This window comes from uncultured Campylobacter sp. (genome assembly GCF_938015785.1).
Lineage (GTDB): Bacteria > Campylobacterota > Campylobacteria > Campylobacterales > Campylobacteraceae > Campylobacter_B.
Genome location: NZ_CALLWC010000062.1, coordinates 1 through 18,459 on the forward strand (window position 1 = coordinate 1; position 18,459 = coordinate 18,459).

Here is an 18,459-nt window from a genome sequence, read left to right on the forward strand (position 1 = left end):
GATTTGCTCGTGCCAAGGCTGAGGTTCAAGGAGAATCCTGCGCTATCTTTCAGCGGGTTTTGTCCCTTGCCGAAGTTTTCATGGATGAGGCGGCCTGCCTTCCATGCGTAGACGGCTTTCAGGCGGTCGTCCTGCACTTCGCCCATGCGCTGCAAAGGTGCGGCGATCTCCTGTCCGAGGCTCAAGTTTTTTATATTGTTCCATCTTTTATAATTAGACGTTTTCCTGGTAGGTTCTCTTCATGTGTTAATACTATCGTCCATCTTAATGTTTTATTTGTGATATAAATATCTTCTGGGAAGAGTTTTAGGTGATTCAATAATAAATTGAAGTCAAGTTCTATCATATCTTTTTTGCCAAATTTCCAGTAATCTTTTATGAAGATTCTATCTTTGGAATTATTATCCCAAAAAACAAGTACTTGTTTCAAAAATTTGCGGTACTTTTCGAGTTGTGTTTCTTCAATATAAGTTTCTGATTTTAAAAAATCCCATAAATATCCTTCATAACACAATCCGTCGGAAAATGTATGGAGTTGCTCGATTCGTTCTTGATAGTATTTTGCATGAGTATACGGATCTACATATTTTTTTATATATTCAAAGTTTAAATCTCCTATTTTTTTTACAGCAGTTCCATCAGCTATAGTATTTGCTTCTTTGAGTTCAACAACTTTATTTTCCTTTATGGCTTCATAAGCTGATGCAGCTCCTTCGGGTTCTACACCAATAATTTTTATTTCAGGCTTTAGTATTTTTGCAGCACAAGCTATACCTGAAATTAAACCTCCACCACCAATAGGAACAAGTATAATATCTGTTTCAGATAATTCTTCTAAAATTTCTAGAGCTATTGTCCCTTGACCATCTAAAACATCTTCATCATTAAAAGGGTGAACAAAGACATAACCTTCTTTTTCTTCTAATTCTTTTGCTTTCTTATAGGCATCATCATAGACATCACCGTGTAAAATAACTTCTGCTCCATATTGTTTTGTAGATTCAACTTTTATAAGAGGTGTAGATTTTGGCATTACAATAACTGCTTTTATACCAGATTCTTTAGCACCATAAGCAACTCCTTGAGCATGATTTCCAGCTGATGAAGCAATTACACCTCTCTTCTTTTCAGCATCTGTTAGATTAGAAATTTTATTATATGCTCCTCTTATCTTAAATGAACCTGTTTTTTGTAAGTTCTCTGGCTTAATAAATACTTTATTTCCAGATTCTTTTGAGAATATAGGACTGTAAATTAAATGTGTTTCTAAAAGTACTTTTGATAATTTTTCCTTTGCTTTTATAAAAGCTTCTAACTTAGCCATATAGCCTGCTACTAAAAATGTATTAAAATATATTTAATACACTAGATTATTACTACTTCAACGAGTATACTTTCAATACTTCGTATCTACTCATAGTTTCTTGTACTCTCCATAGTCGTTAATTCCCGACTAGCCATCGGTACATATAGATATTTTAACTTGCTATTTGTAGCTTTCTCCTTTTCTTTTTATTTTAAAATATCTATGCTATTACTTTATATATTTTTGCCTTTTCAAGATTTATACTTGCATTATAATCTCTATCTATTTCTAAACCACAATTACAACATTTATAAATCCTATCATTAAGTTTTAAATCTTTTTTAATTTCTCCACAACAAGAACAAGTTTTACTACTAGGATAGAATGTATCTACTAACCTTAGTTCTATATTTCTTTCTTTACATTTATTAATAAGTTTAGTCCTTATCGCATAGAAATTTTGTTCTTGTATTGCTTTTGAAAGATGTTTATTCTTCATCATATTAGATACTTTTAAATCTTCAATGGTAATGTATTTTAACTTGGCTCTTGTTATTTCATCTACTATTTTATTATTATAATCATCTCTAATACAATTTAATCTATAAAATAATTTTTGTACTTTTAACTTTTTCCTATTAAAGTTTTTACATTCTTTTAATTTTATTTTCTTAGACTTTGAGTATTCTATACTCCTTGACATCTTTCTTTGCTCTCTTTTAAGTTTCTTTTTTAATTTCTTAACTTTCTTAGTTTTATTTATATTTTTAAATATCTTACCATCAGAACATATAACTGTATCTTTTATACCTAAATCTATTCCTAAACCTTTTGTATTTGTGTTAGTTACTTTTATAGTATCTTCTATTTCTATAATAAGTGATAGAAAATATTTATCAACTATTTTAGTTATAGTACCACTTTTAATATTAACATTCTTAGGAATATATCCATACTCCTTTACTCTTACAAATTTTAATGTAGGTATTTTTATTTTATGTCTGTAACATTCAAAATCTTTTTTATTGTTCTTAACAAAATATGCACCTAATTCATTTCTACCTTTTTTCTTAAAAACTGGAAAAGAACTTAAACCTTTAAAAAATCTTTTAAATGCTTGCTCTCCATAAGTCATAGCTTGTTTGGCTGATTTAGAAGAGACATCTTTTATCCATTTTTTATCAGGATTATTAGGTAGATAGACATTGTTAATATATTTAGAAAAATCATTAGCACTAACAAATTTATTACCTAATTTATATTGTTCTTGATTATATTTAATATATTCATTATATATAAATCTTTCAGTACCAATAGTCTGACATACTTTTATCTTCTGTGATACTGTTAGTTTTAATTCTATCTTTAGTGCTTTATACATCTTCTACTACCTTTCATACATTTTTATACTTTAGTATATATTTCTATATAATTTTATTAACTGTTTTTAGCTCCTCTTTTTTTAAAAGTTCTTTTTTTAACTTCTCTGTACTAGGATGTGATTTCTTTCCTATACTCTCTAAATACTTTTCCTTATGCTCTATCTCCATAAGGATACCTCTATCTAAATTCTTAAATGTCTCTTCTCTTATTGCTACAACACTTGGATAATTTCTTCCATATTCTATGGCATCTGCAATATATACAATTTTTTCAACTAATGTCATATTTTTTGCACCAATAGTATGATATTTTATTGCAAATAAAATTTCTTTATCATCAATTTCTAATTCATTTTTAACATAATGGGCTCCTGCAAAGCCATGTAATATTTCATTATTTTCTAAATCTTCTTCTGATAATTCACTCATAAAATTATTTTTACAAATATTTTTTATATACTCCATATCCATTTCTTTACATATATCATGAAGCAAAGCAGCTACTTTACATTTTTCAATATCAGCATTATATATCTTTGCCAATTTCTCTGACATTTCTACAACACCAAGTGTATGTGTAAATCTTTTTAAACTCATTTTTGATTTTACAATTTCTTTTAGTTCTTTAAAATTATATTTCATCTATATCTCCTCTAACTATATATTATACCATAGAAAAAATAAAAATCTGTCAACTTTTATTTTGACAGATTTTTAAAATTCGCAACGCTCCTTTAATTTTGTTTAAATAAAAAGTTAGTATAATCGCCAAAGTTTGTTTTAAATTTTACTGAAGGAGAAACTATGGAGTTTCTGACAAGTTTGTCTGAAAGCACTCAATTCTTTTTGCAGCTCATTATAGTCTTGGGCTGTTTGTTTTATGGTGCTAAAAAAGGTGGTATGGCGCTGGGAATTCTAGGCGGTATAGGCTTAGTGATCTTAGTGTTTGGATTTAGATTAGAGCCGGGTAAGCCGGCAGTGGACGTTATTTTAACTATCCTCGCAGTTGTCGTAGCAAGTGCAACGCTACAAGCTACGGGAGGGCTTGATGTAATGCTTCAAATAGCGGAGAAATTGCTTCGTAAGCATCCGAAGATGGTTTGTATCATCGCTCCAACTGTTGCGTGGACGCTTACAATCTTATGCGGAACGGGACACACCGTCTATACGCTGCTTCCGATCATCTATGACGTAGCTATTAAAAATGGGATTCGCCCTGAGCGCCCGATGGCTGCTTCTACGATCTCCTCGCAGCTTGCTATCATCGCTAGCCCCGTTTCGGTTGCCGGCGTTTCGATGGTCGCGATCTTACTAGGCCAAGGCGTGCATATCGAGGGCTTTAGTACGTATTTGGATCTACTTAAATTAACAATCCCTTCTACTTTCATCGGTATGCTTGCGATCGGAACGTGGTCGATTTTCAGAGGTAAAGATCTAGATAAAGATCCGGAATTCCAAGAAAAGATCAAAGATCCAGAGCAGAAAAAATATATCTACGGCGAAAGCACGACATTGTTAGGTCAAAAGCTTCCTAGGATTAAGTGGGTTTGCATGTGGATATTCTTAGCCACTATTGCGCTAGTTGCGGTTTTAGGTTACGAAAAAAGCTTGCGCCCTGCGTGGACTAAAAATGTCCCGGGCAAATCCGTAGAGATCATCGTCGATAAAAAAACGGTCAAAAATATCACGATTAAAGATGGTCAGGTTATCTCCATGGTAGACGGTGGCAAGGTCGTCTCAAACGTCAAAGAGTCCAAAGCCAAAGATGCGACGAAATTTAATAGCGTCGAAATTTACGACAAAGATAAAAAGCTTACTCAAAGCATCGTCTCTCAAGACGGAAATGTCGTCATCACGACAGGCGATAAGAGCGAAAGTATCGCAAATGCAAGCATTGTCGTAAAAGATACTATGAAAAAGACCACAAATTTAAATATGGTCTTAACCATTCAAATTTTCATGCTCCTAGCGGCGTCCATCATGATGATTGTCTCGGGTATTAAAGCGGGCAATATCGCTAAAAACGAAATTTTTCATAGCGGTATGATCGCGCTCGTAGCCATTTATGGAATTTCATGGATGGCAGAGACTATGTTTACTGCTCATATCGAAATGCTAAAAGCGTCGCTAGGTAAAGTTGTTATGGCGTATCCGTGGACATATGTCATCGTTTCGCTTTTGATTAGTAAATTCCTTAACTCTCAAGCAGCAGCGGTTGCTACTTTCGTACCGCTAGCGGTTAGCATCGGTATCGATCCGGGTCTTATTATTGCGTTTGCACCTGCTTGCTACGGATACTATATCCTACCTACCTATCCGAGTGATCTTGCGGCGATCCAGTTCGACCGCTCCGGCACTACGCACATCGGCAGATTCGTCATCAACCACAGTTTCATTTTCCCTGGGCTAATAGGCGTTCTTACTTCATGCGCGATGGGTTTTATCTTCGCTCATATTTACGGCTATTTATAATAGCTATATGCTCGCGAGTTCGATACTCGCGAGCTTTAAATTTCAAATCCCAGCGGCTTTATGAAATTTTGAAATTTTAAATACTCTAAATTTTTAAATTCTAAAGCTTTCTAAATTCCGTTCATAACCCGCGCAAAGCTAAATCGTTTTAAATAAAATTTACGTTATAATCCCGCCAAATTCCACATAGGAGGCAGATATGCAAATCCCCATCGCATACGGCAAAGATGATCATCTAAGTTTAGAGATAAACGAGAAAAATTTGCTCGGCGTTTTCGATCCAAACCCCGTGGCTAAATTTGACGAAACGGCGCTCATCGCAAAGGCTCTGGCAAATCCGATAAATCAAAAAAGCTTTGACGAGTTTATCGCAGGCGATGAAAAGATCGTTATCATCGTAAACGACGGCACCAGGCCTACGCCGACGGCAAAAATTTTAAAGCAAATTTACCCAAAAATCCGCGAGAAAAATAAAATTTTCATTATCGCCACGGGCTGCCATAGAGAGGGCACGCAGGAAGAATACGAGATGATATTTGGCAAAGAAATTTACGCCGAGCTTAACGCCAAAGGCGAAGTTCACGATCACGACTCCAAACACGATGAGATGGTGTTTTTAGGCGAGAGCAAAAACGGCACGCAGATGTATCTAAACAAAATCGTGGCAGAAGCCAAAAAAGTAATCGTCATAGGCTCGGTCGAGCCGCACTATTTTGCGGGCTACACGGGCGGCAGAAAGGCATTTTTGCCGGGCACGGCGTCTTATGAGAGCATCACGCAAAATCATAAACTAGCTCTTAGCGCCGACGCACAAGCTCTGCGCTTAGAGGGCAATCCCGTACACGAGGATATGATCGACGCGATGAAGGTTCTCGCGCACATCGACGTTTTTTCGATCCAGACGGTGCTTGATAGCGAGCACGGCGTGTATTACGCAAGCGCGGGCGACTTAAACGACAGCTTTTACGACTGCGTAAAAAAGGCAGACGAGGTCTTTTGCGTAAATATCCCGAGCAAGGCCGACATCGTGATCTCGGTCGCGCCCTATCCGATGGATGTCGATCTCTATCAGGCGCAAAAAGCCCTAGATAACGGCAAACTAGCACTCGCACAGGACGGAATTTTAATAATGGTCGCAAAGTGCCGCACTGGTATCGGGCCAAAGCCGTTTTTTGACCTGATGGCCTCCGCCGACACGCCAAAAAAGGTGCTCGAAAAGATCAGTGCGGGCTTTAAGCTCGGCTACCACAAGGCTGCTAAAATGGCGGAAATCTCGCTCTGGGCGCAAACCTGGGCGGTGAGCGACTTAAGCGACGATGAGATGCGTGCCGTGCATCTAAAGCCGTATCACGACATCCAAAAAGCCGCGCGCGACGCGCTCGCGCAAAAGGGCACGGACGCTAAAATCATCATCCTGCCGTTTGGCTCGATGACGGTGCCTAAGGCGTAAGTTTGGCTAAAATTTTATATTACGACGCGAGCTGCGGTATCAGCGGCGATATGAATTTGGCCGCGCTGGTGGAGCTTGGCGTGGATTTTGACTATCTTTGCGCCGAGCTTGAGAAGTTAAATTTAGCCGGCGAATTTAAGCTAGAGCGCAAAAGCGTGCTAAAAAATGGCATCGCCGCGACCAAAATCGACGTCGTGCCGCTAAAATCGCAGCCCCACGCCAGAAGCTACGCGGGTATCAGGCAAATTTTAGAGAGTTCAAATTTAAGCCAGAGCTGCAAACAAAGAGCGGGCGCGATATTTCGCACAGTTGCCGAGGCCGAGGCCAAAGTACACGGCACGGACGTAGATCGGGTGCATTTCCACGAGGTCGGCGCGATAGACTCTATCGTCGATATCGCGGGCGCGGCGATCTGCTTTGAATATCTTTTTGAAAAACTCGGCGTCTCGCACGTCGTAAGCTCCAAAATCGAGCTTGGCGGTGGCGTCGTAAAGTGCGACCATGGCACGCTTAGCGTGCCTGCACCCGCCGTTTGCGAAATTTTAAAAGGTGTGCCCGTAAGCCTTGGGCGAGCAAATTTTGAGATGACTACCCCAACTGGTGCAGCGATTTTAAAGGCCTGCGCGGACGAATTTAGAGGCGGCGCGAGCTTTAAAATCGAAAAGATCGGCTACGGCGCTGGCGGCAAGGACGGCGCGGGCTTTGCAAACGTGCTTCGAGTGATGCTTTGCGAAACCGATGAGGAGCGCGGCGAAGGGGACGAGCGAAATTTAAGCGAAAAAGCCGGCTACGGCGCAGTTTGCAAACAAATTCTGATCTCCACTAACATCGACGATATGGACGCCGAGAGCTTCGCGCTTGCGTGCGAAATTTTGCGCGAAAACGGCGCGCTGGACGTATTTGGCCGCTCTATTTTTATGAAAAAGGGGCGCGCGGGCTTTGAGCTAAACGCGCTGTGCCGCGAGCAGGACGCGCAAAATTTAAAGGATCTGATTTTTACGCACACGACGGCGATCGGCGTTCGCGAGGTAGAGGTTGCTAAAACCGAGCTAAAGCGCGAGTTTGCGCGGGTGCAGACGAAATTCGGCGGGATAGGGCTTAAGATTTCTGGCAGCGATCAAACGCAAAAAGCAAAGCCGGAATTTGACGACTGCAAGGCCGCGGCGCTCGCGCACGGCACGACGATCGAGCGGGTGCGAAAAGAGGCGCTGAAAATCTATGACGAAACTAGAAAAACTAAAGGCTGATCTGCGCGGGCTGGGCGAGCTGGCGGTCGCATTTAGCGGCGGCGCGGACAGCTCGCTACTATTGCGCGCAGCGCACGACGCGCTGGGTGCGCGAGCGATCGGCATAACGATCAGATCGCCCTATATGTCCTCGCGCGAGATCGCCGAAGCCGTGGAATTTGTTAGATTTTACGGCATCCGACATGAAATTTTAGAACTCGGCGTCGCGGAGGAGATCAAAAACAATCCCGAAAACCGCTGCTATCTGTGCAAAAAGGCGGTGTTTTCGCGCCTGATCGAGCGCGCAAAGGGGCTTGGCTTTAGCCGCGTCGCAGACGGCACAAACCGAGACGATCTGGGCGAATACCGCCCCGGGCTCAAAGCAAAAGAGGAGCTAGGCGTGCTCTCGCCGCTGATAAATTTAACCAAAGCCGAGATCCGCGAGCTATCGCGCGAGCTGGGCTTACCCACCGCCGAAAAGCCCGGCTATGCGTGCTTGCTAACGCGTCTGTCGCACGGACGCGAGATCGACCCGCACGAGCTAAATTTGATCGAAGCAGCGGAAAATCTGCTCATCGCAAGCGGTTACGCAAACGTCCGCGCGCGGTGCGACCGCAAAAATATAAAGCTGCAAATGCCCTTTTCTAGCATGCGAGACTTCCTAAATGACGCGAAATTTAAAAGCGTCGTTAGGCAGCTCGTGACGCTGGGCGCAGCGGATGTGACGCTCGATCTAAAGGGGCTTAGAGAGGATGTTTTGCATGAGAGAGGATGAAATTTTAGAGCTTTTTGTTGGGATAAAAAGCGGCCGCGTGAGCGAGCAAGAGGCGCTGAAATACCTGAAAAACTACCCTTACGAGGACGTGGGCTGCGCCAAGATCGACACTCAGCGCGCCCTGCGAAACGGCGCGGGCGAGGTGATCTACGGCGAAGGCAAGACGGATGATGAAATTTTACGCATCGCAGCAGCGATCGGTGCGAGAGGGCAAAATATCCTAATCACGCGCACGAACGAGCGGGTTTTTAAGCTAGTGCGCGAAATCTTGCCGCAGGCGGAGTTTAACGCTCGCGGCCGCGTCATCAGCGTCAAATTTAAAGAGCCCGCGCTCACGCAAAGCTACATCGCGATAGTATCTGCCGGCACCGCCGACGGCGCAGTAGTGGAGGAGGCGTACGAAACGGCGCGATTTTTAGGCAACGACGCGCGCAAATTTAGCGACGCGGGTGTGGCGGGGCTGCACAGGCTGATCGCAAATTTAGAGCAGATACGCGGCGCAAAGGTCGTGATCGCGGTTGCGGGCATGGAGGGCGCGCTAGCTAGCGTGCTGGCTGGCCTTATTAGCGTGCCCGTGATCGCAGTGCCTACCAGCGTGGGATACGGCGCGAGTTTCGGCGGGCTGGCGGCGCTGCTAGCGATGCTAAACAGCTGCGCAAACGGCGTTAGCGTCGTAAATATCGACAACGGCTTCGGCGCCGCGTATAACGCGAGCCTGATAAATCATCTCTAAATTTACGCCGCGCGTGAGGCAAATTTAACGGCTAAATTTAAAAGGAAAGCGTTGCGAGAGGAAAATTTAAACGAGCAAAAGGCTAGGCCTAAGGGCGCGAAAAAGCTCGCGCAAAAGCCGCAAAAAAAGCAAAGCGCGAGAACGAGGCTAGCGTTTTTAGCTGCAGCGGTTTTGATTTTGGCGGTCGAAATTTACATTGCGATCTGCGTAAAGGGCGGTTTCGTGCGCCACTACGCGGGCGATGTTTTGGCCGTCATCTTGCTTTACGCTTTGGCGCGGGCTGCTTTTAGCGCGCCGCCTTTAAATTTGCCGCTTAAAATTTTTGCGTTCGCGGCGGCTTTGGAGCTCGCGCAGTATTTTGGCGCCGTGCAAATTTTAGGCATAGAAAATAAAATTTTAAAAGTAATGATCGGCGGGACGTTTGATTTCGCCGACCTGCTCTGCTATGCCGCAGGCTGCGTCCTGGCGGGCGCGTATGAAAAATTTGAAAGTAAAAATCGGCAAAGGAGAAGCGATGGATAAACAAAAAGCCGTGCAAAAGATGACCGAGGTTATGACGAAATTCGTCGGCTACACGGGCAAGGTGCTACCTGATGACGTGACGACAAAGCTAAGCGAGCTTAGTGAGCGCGAGACGCAGCCGCTGGCAAAAGAGATCTATAAAACGATGTTTGAAAACCAGCGCCTAGCCAAGGAGCTAGATCGTCCGTCTTGTCAGGATACGGGCGTGATCCAGTTTTTCGTGCGTTGCGGCGCAAATTTCCCGCTCATCGGCGAGCTTGAGGAGCTGCTGAGAGAGGCCGTGCTGCGGGCGACGCGCGAGGCTCCGCTGCGCCACAACAGCGTCGAGACCTTCGACGAGTACAACACCGGCAAAAACGTCGGCAAGGGCACGCCGAGCGTATTTTGGGAGATCGTGCCGCAAAGCAGCGAATGCGAGATCCACACCTATATGGCGGGCGGCGGCTGTAGCCTACCCGGCAAGGCAACCGTACTGATGCCCGGCATGGGCTACGAGGGAGTCGTGAAATTCGTCATGGACATCATGACCAGCTACGGTATAAACGCCTGTCCGCCGCTACTAGTGGGCGTAGGCGTGGGCACCTCGATCGACGTGGCGTCCTTGCTATCTAAAAAAGCGCTGATGAGACCGCTTGGCTCGGCAAACCCAAACGAGCGCGCCGCGCTAACCGAAAAGCTGCTCGAAGAGGGTATCAATAAAATAGGCCTGGGCCCGCAAGGCATGAGCGGCGCAAGCTCAGTGATGGGCGTGCATATCGAAAACTGCGCCCGCCACCCAAGCGTCATCGCCGTCGCCGTAAACGTGGGCTGCTGGTCGCACCGCAAAGGCCACATCATCTGGGATGAGCAGCTAAATTTTGCCGTAAAATCGCACAAGGAGTTCGCGCTATGAGTAAGAAAATTTTAACCACGCCGATCGGCGCCGAGGATCTAGCGGATATCAAAATCGGCGACGTGATCTACCTCAGCGGACACATCGTCACCTGCCGCGACGTGCCGCACAGACGCGTCGTAGAAGAGGGCCGCGAGCTACCGCTAGACATCAGAGGCGGCGCTATCCTGCACGCGGGACCGATCATCAGAAAAACGGACGATGTCGGTAAAGAGGGCTTTGAGATGGTCTCGGTCGGGCCAACGACTAGCATGCGCATGGAGAAATTTGAGCGCGAATTTATCGCTAAAACGGGCGTGCGCCTGATCGTAGGCAAAGGCGGTATGGGCGAGGGCACGATGAGCGGCTGTAAGGAGTTTGGCGCGATACACTGCGTATTTCCCGCGGGCTGCGCGGTGGTGGCGGCTACGCAGGTCGAGGAGATCGAGAGTGCGGACTGGACGGAGCTTGGGATGCCTGAGACGCTGTGGAAGTGCCGCGTGAAGGAGTTTGGCCCGCTCATCGTCTCGATCGACGCGCACGGAAACAATCTTTTCGAGCAGAACAAGGTCAAATTTAACGAGAAAAAGGATGCGGCGCTGGCTGAAATTTTACCGCAGGTCGGGTTTATAAAGTAGTTAAATTTTGGCGGCTCGCGCTTTTAAATTTTGCGCCTTAATTTTTTACGCCCTGTCGCTAAATTTTAAAATTTTACCGATCTAGCGATGATTAAAATTTAAGAGTCTTGCACGGATATACACGGGCGTGAGCGGTCAAGAAAACAGGCGGAAAGACGGAGTGCAAGATTAAATTTTATCTGCAAATTTAGCTAGTCACGAGGGATAAATTTTAAAAATTTAAACCCGCAAAGCCGCTGTTTTAAAGCGCCGACTAAAAGCGCACGCTAATCTCGCCGAAGCTCTTTCGTAAATTTAGACTACGCGCTATTTTTTCTCCGCGAATTTCACGCTTGCATAGAGGTAGCTTGCAAGCCCTAGCGCGCCCAGTATCGCGCCCGCCTCGCCTATGTGTTCAAGACCGAACCTCGTTGCGACTTGATGCCCCAAAAGCGCTCCGCCGCCGATGCCTACGTTATAGATCGCCGAGTAGATCGATATCGCGACATCGGTGGCATCCGGAGCCAACGCCAAAACCCCAATCTGCAAACAAAGCCCAAAGCCAAAAATTCCCACTCCCCAGACGAAAGCCGCGAGCAGCAGCGCCGCGTCATTTGTGACAAAAGCTTTTAACGTCAGCACCGAAGCTAGGATAAAAAGGATCGCGCAGATCAAAAATGCGTTTGGAAAATGGCGATAAAGCTTCGAAAAAAGCACGCTAGCAAGAATGCCAGAGGCACCGAACGCAAGCAGGACGTAGGTTACGAAGTGATCGCCTGCGGGGTTAAATTTCGCCACGAATGGCTCGACGTAGCTGTAGGTCGTAAAATGCGCGCCTACGATCAAAAACGTCAGCAGATACAAAGCAAGCAGCATCGGGTGCCTTGCTAGCATAGGCAGGCTCGCAAGAGAACCTGCGCGCCTGCTTGGCAAAAACGGTAAAATTTTCCAAAGAAACAGCGCCTCGGCCGCCGCAAGCGCGCCGATCGCAAAAAACGTAATCCTCCAGCCGAAAAGCTCGCCGACCACGCGTCCCAAAGGAAGTCCCAAAACCATGGCTAGCGAGGTGCCCAAAGCCAGCATGCCGATAGCCTGCGAGCCTTTGTTTATCGGCGCTAGGCGCACGACGAGCGATGAGGTGATCGACCAAAAGATCGCGTGCGAAATCGCGATGCCCAGTCGCGCGATTACCAAAACGGCAAAATTCCACGCTACCGCCGCCAGGGCGTGGCTTAGCGTAAATAGCACTAAAAGCCGCAAAAGCAGCCTCTTGCGCTCGAGCTTTGAGGTTAGCAGCATCAGCGGCAGCGAGAGGATACTCACCGCCCACGCGTAGATTGTGATGATTAACCCCGTGCTAGTAACGTCCATGCTAAAATCCGCCGCAATGTCGCTTAACAGCGCCACGGGGATAAATTCCGTCGTGTTAAAAATAAAGGCGGCAAACGCCAGCGCGATAACTCTCGTGTAGGCGATTTTATGGACATTCATCGGTTCTCTCTCCGGCTTTTAAATTTAGACTTTAAATTTAGCGCATTTAGCGGTTTTTTAGCTTTTCGAGTTCTGCTCGGAATTTTAAAATTTTAAATTCCATGCCGTATATACGTGCTACGTTCCGTGCTAAATCTAGGCGGAGGATTATAGCTAAATTTATTCTCCTCACAGCTTGCAGAAATAGAATTTACGCTCAAAACGCAAAGTCGCATGGGGTAAAATTCACACAGCGATCAATCAATGAAAATTTAAAATGAAATTTGCGCTGCGCTTGGCAGGTGGCAATAAAATTTCTTATGTTTGGTAGAATGCGTTGAAATTTTATATACCGCGATGTTGCAAGTCATAAATAAAATTTCGCTACGTTGAGCTTGGATGCGTATAGCGGTTGAGGTTTTGTAGTGGCTAAATTTTATCACCCCGGTCTTGTTAACGATATGAGACTTGCCCCATTTTGTGGTAGGTGCATTTTTAAATTTCTTAATTTTCGCGTATTCCCGTCATTTGATATTTAGGTTAGAATTTCGAGTCAGACGGCTAAATTTGCATTAATCTCTACCCGCTGCTTGCGATCTGCGCTTAAAGTATGCAAAAATTTATTTTCAAGGCGGTGAAAGAGCCCGTCTCAAATCGTCCGCAATGCTCGTCTAAAACTGCCAGCAGATCGCGCTTGTCGCTCGCCTGCTGTGATAAAGCTTTAGAATTTTATTCGGTTTGTGAAGCATTTAAATTTTTAAGCAATAAATATGTAAAATTAGCGAAATTTGATAATTCCAAAGGACGAAAAATGGCAAAAGTTATGAAAACGATGGACGGAAACGAGGCGGCGGCTTACGTCTCATACGCCTTTACCGAGGTCGCGGGCATCTATCCGATCACGCCTAGCTCGCCTATGGCGGATTACACCGATATTTGGGCGTCGCAGGGCAAGAAAAACCTCTTCGGCATGCCCGTTAAGGTAGTCGAGATGCAAAGCGAGGGCGGCGCGGCGGGCACCGTGCACGGCTCACTCCAAGCAGGCGCGCTTACGACGACGTATACCGCATCGCAGGGGCTTTTGCTAAAAATTCCAAATATGTACAAGATCGCGGGCCAGATGCTTCCGGGCGTCATTCACGTTGCGGCGCGTGCGCTTGCGGCGCAGGCGCTCTCTATCTTCGGCGATCATCAAGACGTCTATGCCTGTCGCCAAAGCGGCTTTGCGATGCTTGCAAGCGACAGCGTGCAGGAGGTGATGGATCTGGGCGGTATCGCGCATCTTGCGGCGATTAAGGGGCGCGTGCCGTTTTTGCACTTTTTCGACGGATTCCGCACGAGCCATGAAATTCAAAAGATCGAGGTGATGGACTATGCCGAGTTTGATCGCCTGCTCGATCGCGAGGCGGTGCGTAAATTTAGAGCTGACGCGCTAAACTCCGAGCATCCTAAAACTCGCGGCACGGCGCAAAACGACGACGTATATTTTCAGACACGCGAGTTAGTCAATAAATTTTACGACGCGCTTCCGGACATCGTCGCGGAGTATATGAGCGAAATTTCAAAGATCACGGGGCGGCCGTACGCGCCTTTCGTCTATTACGGCGCAAGCGAGCCACAGCGCGTGATCGTCGCGATGGGCTCGGTCAATCAAGCCCTTGAGGAGGTGGTCGATCATCTAAACGCGAAGGGCGAGAAAGTAGGCATACTAAAAGTGCATCTCTACAGGCCTTTCAGCCTCAAATATCTCTTCGCCGCGATGCCTAAAAGCGTGCGTAAAATCGCCGTGCTCGATCGCACGAAGGAGCCGGGCAGCCTCGGCGAGCCGCTGTATCTGGATATAAAAGCCGCATTTTACGGGCGCGCGGACGCCCCGCTCATCGTGGGCGGCAGGTATGGCTTAAGCTCCAAGGACGTTGATCCCGCGCAGCTAATCGCCGTGTATGAAAATTTAAAGGCGGACGAGCCTAAAAACGGCTTTACGATCGGCATCGACGACGACGTGACGCATCTATCTCTACCAGTGGGAGATAAAATTTCGCTCGGCTATGAGGATGAGACCGAGTGCTTATTTTACGGCCTGGGCGCAGACGGCACCGTGGGCGCGAATAAAAATTCCGTTAAAATTATCGGCGATAAAACCGATCTTTACGCGCAGGCGTATTTCGCCTACGATAGCAAAAAATCGGGCGGCTACACGCGCTCGCACCTGCGTTTCGGCAAAAGACCGATCCGCTCGACCTATCTCGTCTCAAATCCGCATTTTGTCGCCTGCTCGGTCGCTGCGTATCTAGACATCTACGACGTCATCGGGGGCATCCGCGAAGGCGGCACCTTTCTTTTAAATTCCATCTGGGATGCCGAGCAGACGGCGGCAAAGCTTCCAAACAAGGTCAAAAAAATTCTAGCCCAAAGACGGGTAAAATTTTATATCCTAAACGCCACCAAACTAGCACGCGATATAGGGCTCGGAGGCCGCACTAATACGATTATGCAATCGGCGTTTTTCAAGCTTAGCGGCATCATCCCGTTCGAGCAGGCGCAAAGCTATATGAAGGAATACGCCAAGAAAACCTACGCCAAAAAGGGCGAAGCGGTCGTGGCGATGAACTGCGACGCGATCGATAGGGGCGCGGACGCCTTGGTGCAGGTAGCGATCGATCCTGCGTGGGCAAATTTAAAGGATGACGCAGCGGGCGTGGACGACAAATACAAGGGCGACGAATTTATCGAAAAGATCGTAAAACCGATGAACGCAGCGCGCGGCGATAGCTTGCCGGTGTCGGCGTTTTTAGGGCACGAGGACGGCGGCTTTGATGCGGGCACAACGCGATTTGAAAAGCGCGGCGTGGGCGTCACGGTGCCTAAATGGATCGAGCAAAACTGCATCCAGTGCAACCAGTGCGCCTTCGTCTGCCCGCACGCCGTAATCAGGGCGTTTTTACTAGACGAAAAGGACGAGGCCGCCGCGCCTTTAAATTTAAAAGAGCACCTGCTAGAAGCCAAGGGTAAGGAGCTAAAGGGGCTAAAATACAAGATCCAAGTAAGCCCGCTAGATTGTACGGGCTGCGCGCTTTGTGCCGAAAATTGCCCGAGCAAGGAAAAATCGCTCGTCATGGTGCCGCTTGAAGAAGAACTTGCTAAGGGCGAGCAAGAAAGCGCGGACTTTTTATTCGAGCACGTAAGATACAAAGACGATTTGATGGACAGATCAAGCGTCAAGGGCGTAGGCTTTGCCCGCCCGTATTTTGAATTTCACGGCGCGTGCCCGGGCTGTGGCGAGACGCCGTACATCACGCTGATCACGCGACTTTTCGGCGATCATATGATCGTAGCCAATGCCACGGGCTGTAGCTCGATCTACGGCGGATCGGCGCCTTCGATGCCGTACCGCAAGGACGAGAATGGCCGCGGCGTCGCGTGGGCTAACTCGCTTTTTGAAGACAACGCCGAGTTTGGGCTGGGAATGAAGATCGCAAGCGAGACGCTGCGCCATAAGATCGAGGATCTAATGCTAGGCTCGCTCTCAAGCGTGCCAAACGCGCTAAAGGCGCTTTATCACGACTGGATCGAAAACAGAAACGATACGCTAAAATCCGCTCAGATCAGAGATAGGCTTGTGCCGCTGCTGGAGCAAAATTTAGACGCGCCCAGGGTTCGTGAAATTTTAGAGCTGAAGCAGTATCTAAACAAAAAATCGCAGTGGATCATCGGCGGCGACGGCTGGGCTTACGATATCGGCTACGGCGGGCTCGATCACGTGCTGGCTACCGGCGAGGACGTAAATGTGCTGGTGCTGGATACGGAGGTTTATTCAAACACGGGCGGACAGAGCTCTAAAGCTAGCCGCCGCGGCTCGATCGCGCAGTTTACCGCAGGCGGCAAGCGCGTTCAGAAAAAAGACCTAGGCCAAATCGCGATGACCTACGGCAACATATTCGTCGCGCAGGTAAATTCCAACGCAAACCAAGCCGCGACGCTAAAGGCGATCATGGCAGCGGAGGCCTACCCGGGACCTAGTCTCATCATCGCGTATTCGCCGTGTATCGCGCACGGTATCAAAGGCGGTATGGGTAGCTCCGGCGATCAAGCCGAGCTTGCTAGCAAATGCGGCTATTGGCCGACCTACACCTTCGATCCGCGACTCGCGGCGGAGGGCAAAAATCCGCTTAAAATTTCATCCAAAGAGCCCGATTGGAGCCTTTATGAGGAATTTTTGCTAAACGAGGTCCGCTACAACGCGCTTAAAAAGATCGATCCGGAGCATGCGGGCAAGCTTTATGAAGCCAACAAAGCTGACGCGATGAGGCGCTACCGCCAGCTCAAGCGGTTTGCGAATGCCGATTTCGGCGATGAGGTTGTCTCTACGGGCGCCGCGAGCGAGAATACTTAAGCGTTGTAGTTAGTTTTTAGAATTCCGGGTCGCAGAATTTGTGACCCAGGAATTTCGTTAAATTCCAAAAGGAAAATCCATGAAGAAAATCGGACTAATCGGCGGCATGAGTTACGAATCTACGATTACCTATTATGATGGGATCAATCGCAAAATTAACGAGCGTCTAGGCGGGCTAAGTAGCGGCGAAATTCTGCTAAGTAGTCTAAATTTTGACGAGATCGAGCGGTGTCAAAGAGATAATGAGTGGGGCAGGGCGGGCGAAATTCTAGCTCGTCACGCGCGGGTTTTGCAAAGTGGCGGCGCGGATTATATTTTTCTTTGCACCAATACGATGCATAAGTGCTACGAGGCGATAAAAGCCGCTATCTCCGTGCCTTTCGTGCATATCGCGGACGCCACGTTAAGTGAGCTGCGAAAACGTGGCGTGCAAAAAGTAGGGCTGCTCGGCACGATCTACACGATGACGCAGGATTTTTACAAACAGCGCTTGATAGATGGCGGCGTAGAGGTACTCGTGCCGAATGCGGACGAAATGGAAGCGGTAAACGAAGTAATTTTTGATGAGCTTTGCTTTGGTAAAATCTTACCGCACTCCAAAGAGAAATTTTTGCAGATCATTGAAGGGCTTAGAGCTCGCGGTGCGCAGGGCGTGATACTGGGCTGCACGGAGATCGGGCTGCTCGTATCGCAAGCAGATACCGCCGTGCAGTTATTTGATACTACGCAGATCCACATCGATGCGGCAGTAAGTCTAGCTTTAAGCGAGTAAATATCAAATATGAGCCGGTAAAATTCCGGCTTATAATTTCAAATTTTTATATACATTATCAGTTAAATTTAATCTTTCTCTGTTATAATAACAACTATCAATCATAAAAGGGGATGAAATGAACGTTTTAGTTATAGGAGCAGATGAGATTACGCCCATTAAGGCGGTTTTAAAAGACCTTGGCGCGAGTAATATCGAGCACTGGGACGCACGAAACGAAAATCGCGTAAATCGCAAGCCGATCCCGCAGGATACGGAGTGTGTCGTGATGCTTACGAGCTTTTTAAACCACAACACGATGAAAAAAATCAAAGGCGAAGTAAAAAAGCGCAAAATCCCGCTCGTATGCGCTAAAAGAAGCGTTAGCTGCGTATTTTGCGAATACTGTAAGGTCTTCAATTTAAATCAAGAATTTGGCTGCAGACCTTGCGAAGATGATTAAAATTCCAAGGAATTTAAATAATGCCGGC

16 protein-coding genes are annotated in these 18,459 nt (G+C 46.7%); 11 read left to right on the forward strand and 5 right to left on the reverse strand.

Annotated elements, in window-relative coordinates; all coding sequences use genetic code 11:
- The 4 genes from Q0393_RS08850 to yqeK all read right to left on the reverse strand — a co-directional run.
- Positions 1-185: hypothetical protein (locus tag Q0393_RS08850; protein WP_298979577.1), on the reverse strand; the 185-nt coding region annotated here is incomplete at its 3' end.
- Between the two features lie 5 nt (positions 186-190).
- Positions 191-1,324 carry a threonine/serine dehydratase gene (locus Q0393_RS08855; RefSeq protein WP_298979579.1) on the reverse strand — a complete coding sequence of 378 codons (1,134 nt, stop codon included), beginning with the start codon at positions 1,322-1,324 and terminating at the stop codon, positions 191-193.
- A 202-nt stretch (positions 1,325-1,526) separates the two neighbouring features.
- Positions 1,527-2,687 carry a transposase gene (locus tag Q0393_RS08860; RefSeq protein ID WP_298979581.1) on the reverse strand — a complete coding sequence of 387 codons (1,161 nt, stop codon included), beginning with the start codon at positions 2,685-2,687 and terminating at the stop codon, positions 1,527-1,529.
- Positions 2,688-2,730: 43 nt separating this feature from the next.
- The gene (gene yqeK, locus Q0393_RS08865) at positions 2,731-3,330 is read right to left on the reverse strand and encodes a bis(5'-nucleosyl)-tetraphosphatase (symmetrical) YqeK (RefSeq protein ID WP_298979583.1); all 600 of its coding nucleotides are present in this window, start codon (positions 3,328-3,330) and stop codon (positions 2,731-2,733) included.
- Positions 3,331-3,492: 162 nt separating this feature from the next.
- Here yqeK and Q0393_RS08870 point away from each other — a divergent pair, with 162 nt between their 5' ends.
- The 8 genes from Q0393_RS08870 (at position 3,493) to ttdB (ending at position 11,375) form a co-directional block, all read left to right on the forward strand.
- Positions 3,493-5,160, forward strand: coding sequence for an anaerobic C4-dicarboxylate transporter (locus tag Q0393_RS08870; protein WP_298979585.1), 1,668 nt, complete (start codon positions 3,493-3,495; stop codon positions 5,158-5,160).
- Between the two features lie 199 nt (positions 5,161-5,359).
- Positions 5,360-6,610: a nickel-dependent lactate racemase gene (gene larA / locus Q0393_RS08875; RefSeq protein ID WP_298979586.1), complete on the forward strand. Its 1,251-nt coding sequence runs from the start codon at positions 5,360-5,362 to the stop codon at positions 6,608-6,610.
- A gap of 2 nt (positions 6,611-6,612) precedes the next feature.
- Complete coding sequence (gene larC, locus Q0393_RS08880) at positions 6,613-7,857, forward strand: nickel pincer cofactor biosynthesis protein LarC (RefSeq protein ID WP_298979587.1); 1,245 nt, start codon at positions 6,613-6,615, stop codon at positions 7,855-7,857.
- Complete coding sequence (larE, locus tag Q0393_RS08885; protein WP_298979590.1) at positions 7,829-8,611, forward strand: ATP-dependent sacrificial sulfur transferase LarE; 783 nt, start codon at positions 7,829-7,831, stop codon at positions 8,609-8,611. Before larC ends, larE begins: the two co-directional genes overlap by 29 nt.
- The gene (larB, locus tag Q0393_RS08890; protein ID WP_298979611.1) at positions 8,598-9,344 is read left to right on the forward strand and encodes a nickel pincer cofactor biosynthesis protein LarB; all 747 of its coding nucleotides are present in this window, start codon (positions 8,598-8,600) and stop codon (positions 9,342-9,344) included. The genes larE and larB overlap by 14 nt, the downstream gene beginning before the upstream one ends.
- Positions 9,345-9,395: 51 nt before the next feature.
- A complete protein-coding gene (locus Q0393_RS08895) occupies positions 9,396-9,866 on the forward strand; it encodes a DUF2809 domain-containing protein (RefSeq protein WP_298979591.1) in 471 nt (156 codons plus the stop codon).
- Positions 9,859-10,758 (forward strand): L(+)-tartrate dehydratase subunit alpha, encoded by a 900-nt coding sequence (ttdA, locus tag Q0393_RS08900; RefSeq protein WP_298979592.1) that lies wholly within the window; start codon positions 9,859-9,861, stop codon positions 10,756-10,758. Before Q0393_RS08895 ends, ttdA begins: the two co-directional genes overlap by 8 nt.
- Entirely contained in the window at positions 10,755-11,375 is a 621-nt protein-coding gene (gene ttdB, locus Q0393_RS08905; protein WP_298979593.1) for a L(+)-tartrate dehydratase subunit beta, read from the forward strand. The genes ttdA and ttdB overlap by 4 nt, the downstream gene beginning before the upstream one ends.
- Positions 11,376-11,681: 306 nt before the next feature.
- On the opposite strand, the gene Q0393_RS08910 is transcribed toward ttdB, so the two are convergent.
- Positions 11,682-12,845: a sugar transporter gene (locus tag Q0393_RS08910; RefSeq protein ID WP_298979595.1), complete on the reverse strand. Its 1,164-nt coding sequence runs from the start codon at positions 12,843-12,845 to the stop codon at positions 11,682-11,684.
- Positions 12,846-13,635: 790 nt separating this feature from the next.
- On the opposite strand from Q0393_RS08910, the gene nifJ reads away from it, so the two are divergent.
- From nifJ to Q0393_RS08925, 3 genes are all read left to right on the forward strand, one after another.
- On the forward strand, positions 13,636-17,217 hold the full coding sequence (gene nifJ, locus Q0393_RS08915; RefSeq protein WP_298979597.1) for a pyruvate:ferredoxin (flavodoxin) oxidoreductase: 3,582 nt from the start codon (positions 13,636-13,638) through the stop codon (positions 17,215-17,217).
- A 79-nt stretch (positions 17,218-17,296) separates the two neighbouring features.
- Positions 17,297-17,989, forward strand: coding sequence for an aspartate/glutamate racemase family protein (locus Q0393_RS08920; RefSeq protein ID WP_298979599.1), 693 nt, complete (start codon positions 17,297-17,299; stop codon positions 17,987-17,989).
- Between the two features lie 118 nt (positions 17,990-18,107).
- Entirely contained in the window at positions 18,108-18,431 is a 324-nt protein-coding gene (locus tag Q0393_RS08925; RefSeq protein WP_005870807.1) for a DUF2325 domain-containing protein, read from the forward strand.
- Positions 18,432-18,459 lie beyond the last annotated feature (28 nt).

What these genes read in the sequence shown, in the direction of transcription:
- Q0393_RS08855 (WP_298979579.1), bottom strand. Translation starts at nt 1,324, where the DNA reads ATGGCTAAGTTAGAAGCTTTTATAAAAGCAAAGGAAAAATTATCAAAA.
- nifJ (WP_298979597.1), top strand. Translation starts at nt 13,636, where the DNA reads ATGGCAAAAGTTATGAAAACGATGGACGGAAACGAGGCGGCGGCTTAC.
- Q0393_RS08870 (WP_298979585.1), top strand. Translation starts at nt 3,493, where the DNA reads ATGGAGTTTCTGACAAGTTTGTCTGAAAGCACTCAATTCTTTTTGCAG.
- ttdB (WP_298979593.1), top strand. Translation starts at nt 10,755, where the DNA reads ATGAGTAAGAAAATTTTAACCACGCCGATCGGCGCCGAGGATCTAGCG.
- Q0393_RS08920 (WP_298979599.1), top strand. Translation starts at nt 17,297, where the DNA reads ATGAAGAAAATCGGACTAATCGGCGGCATGAGTTACGAATCTACGATT.
- Q0393_RS08860 (WP_298979581.1), bottom strand. Translation starts at nt 2,687, where the DNA reads ATGTATAAAGCACTAAAGATAGAATTAAAACTAACAGTATCACAGAAG.
- larE (WP_298979590.1), top strand. Translation starts at nt 7,829, where the DNA reads ATGACGAAACTAGAAAAACTAAAGGCTGATCTGCGCGGGCTGGGCGAG.
- Q0393_RS08925 (WP_005870807.1), top strand. Translation starts at nt 18,108, where the DNA reads ATGAACGTTTTAGTTATAGGAGCAGATGAGATTACGCCCATTAAGGCG.
- ttdA (WP_298979592.1), top strand. Translation starts at nt 9,859, where the DNA reads ATGGATAAACAAAAAGCCGTGCAAAAGATGACCGAGGTTATGACGAAA.
- larA (WP_298979586.1), top strand. Translation starts at nt 5,360, where the DNA reads ATGCAAATCCCCATCGCATACGGCAAAGATGATCATCTAAGTTTAGAG.
- yqeK (WP_298979583.1), bottom strand. Translation starts at nt 3,330, where the DNA reads ATGAAATATAATTTTAAAGAACTAAAAGAAATTGTAAAATCAAAAATG.
- larB (WP_298979611.1), top strand. Translation starts at nt 8,598, where the DNA reads ATGAGAGAGGATGAAATTTTAGAGCTTTTTGTTGGGATAAAAAGCGGC.
- Q0393_RS08910 (WP_298979595.1), bottom strand. Translation starts at nt 12,845, where the DNA reads ATGAATGTCCATAAAATCGCCTACACGAGAGTTATCGCGCTGGCGTTT.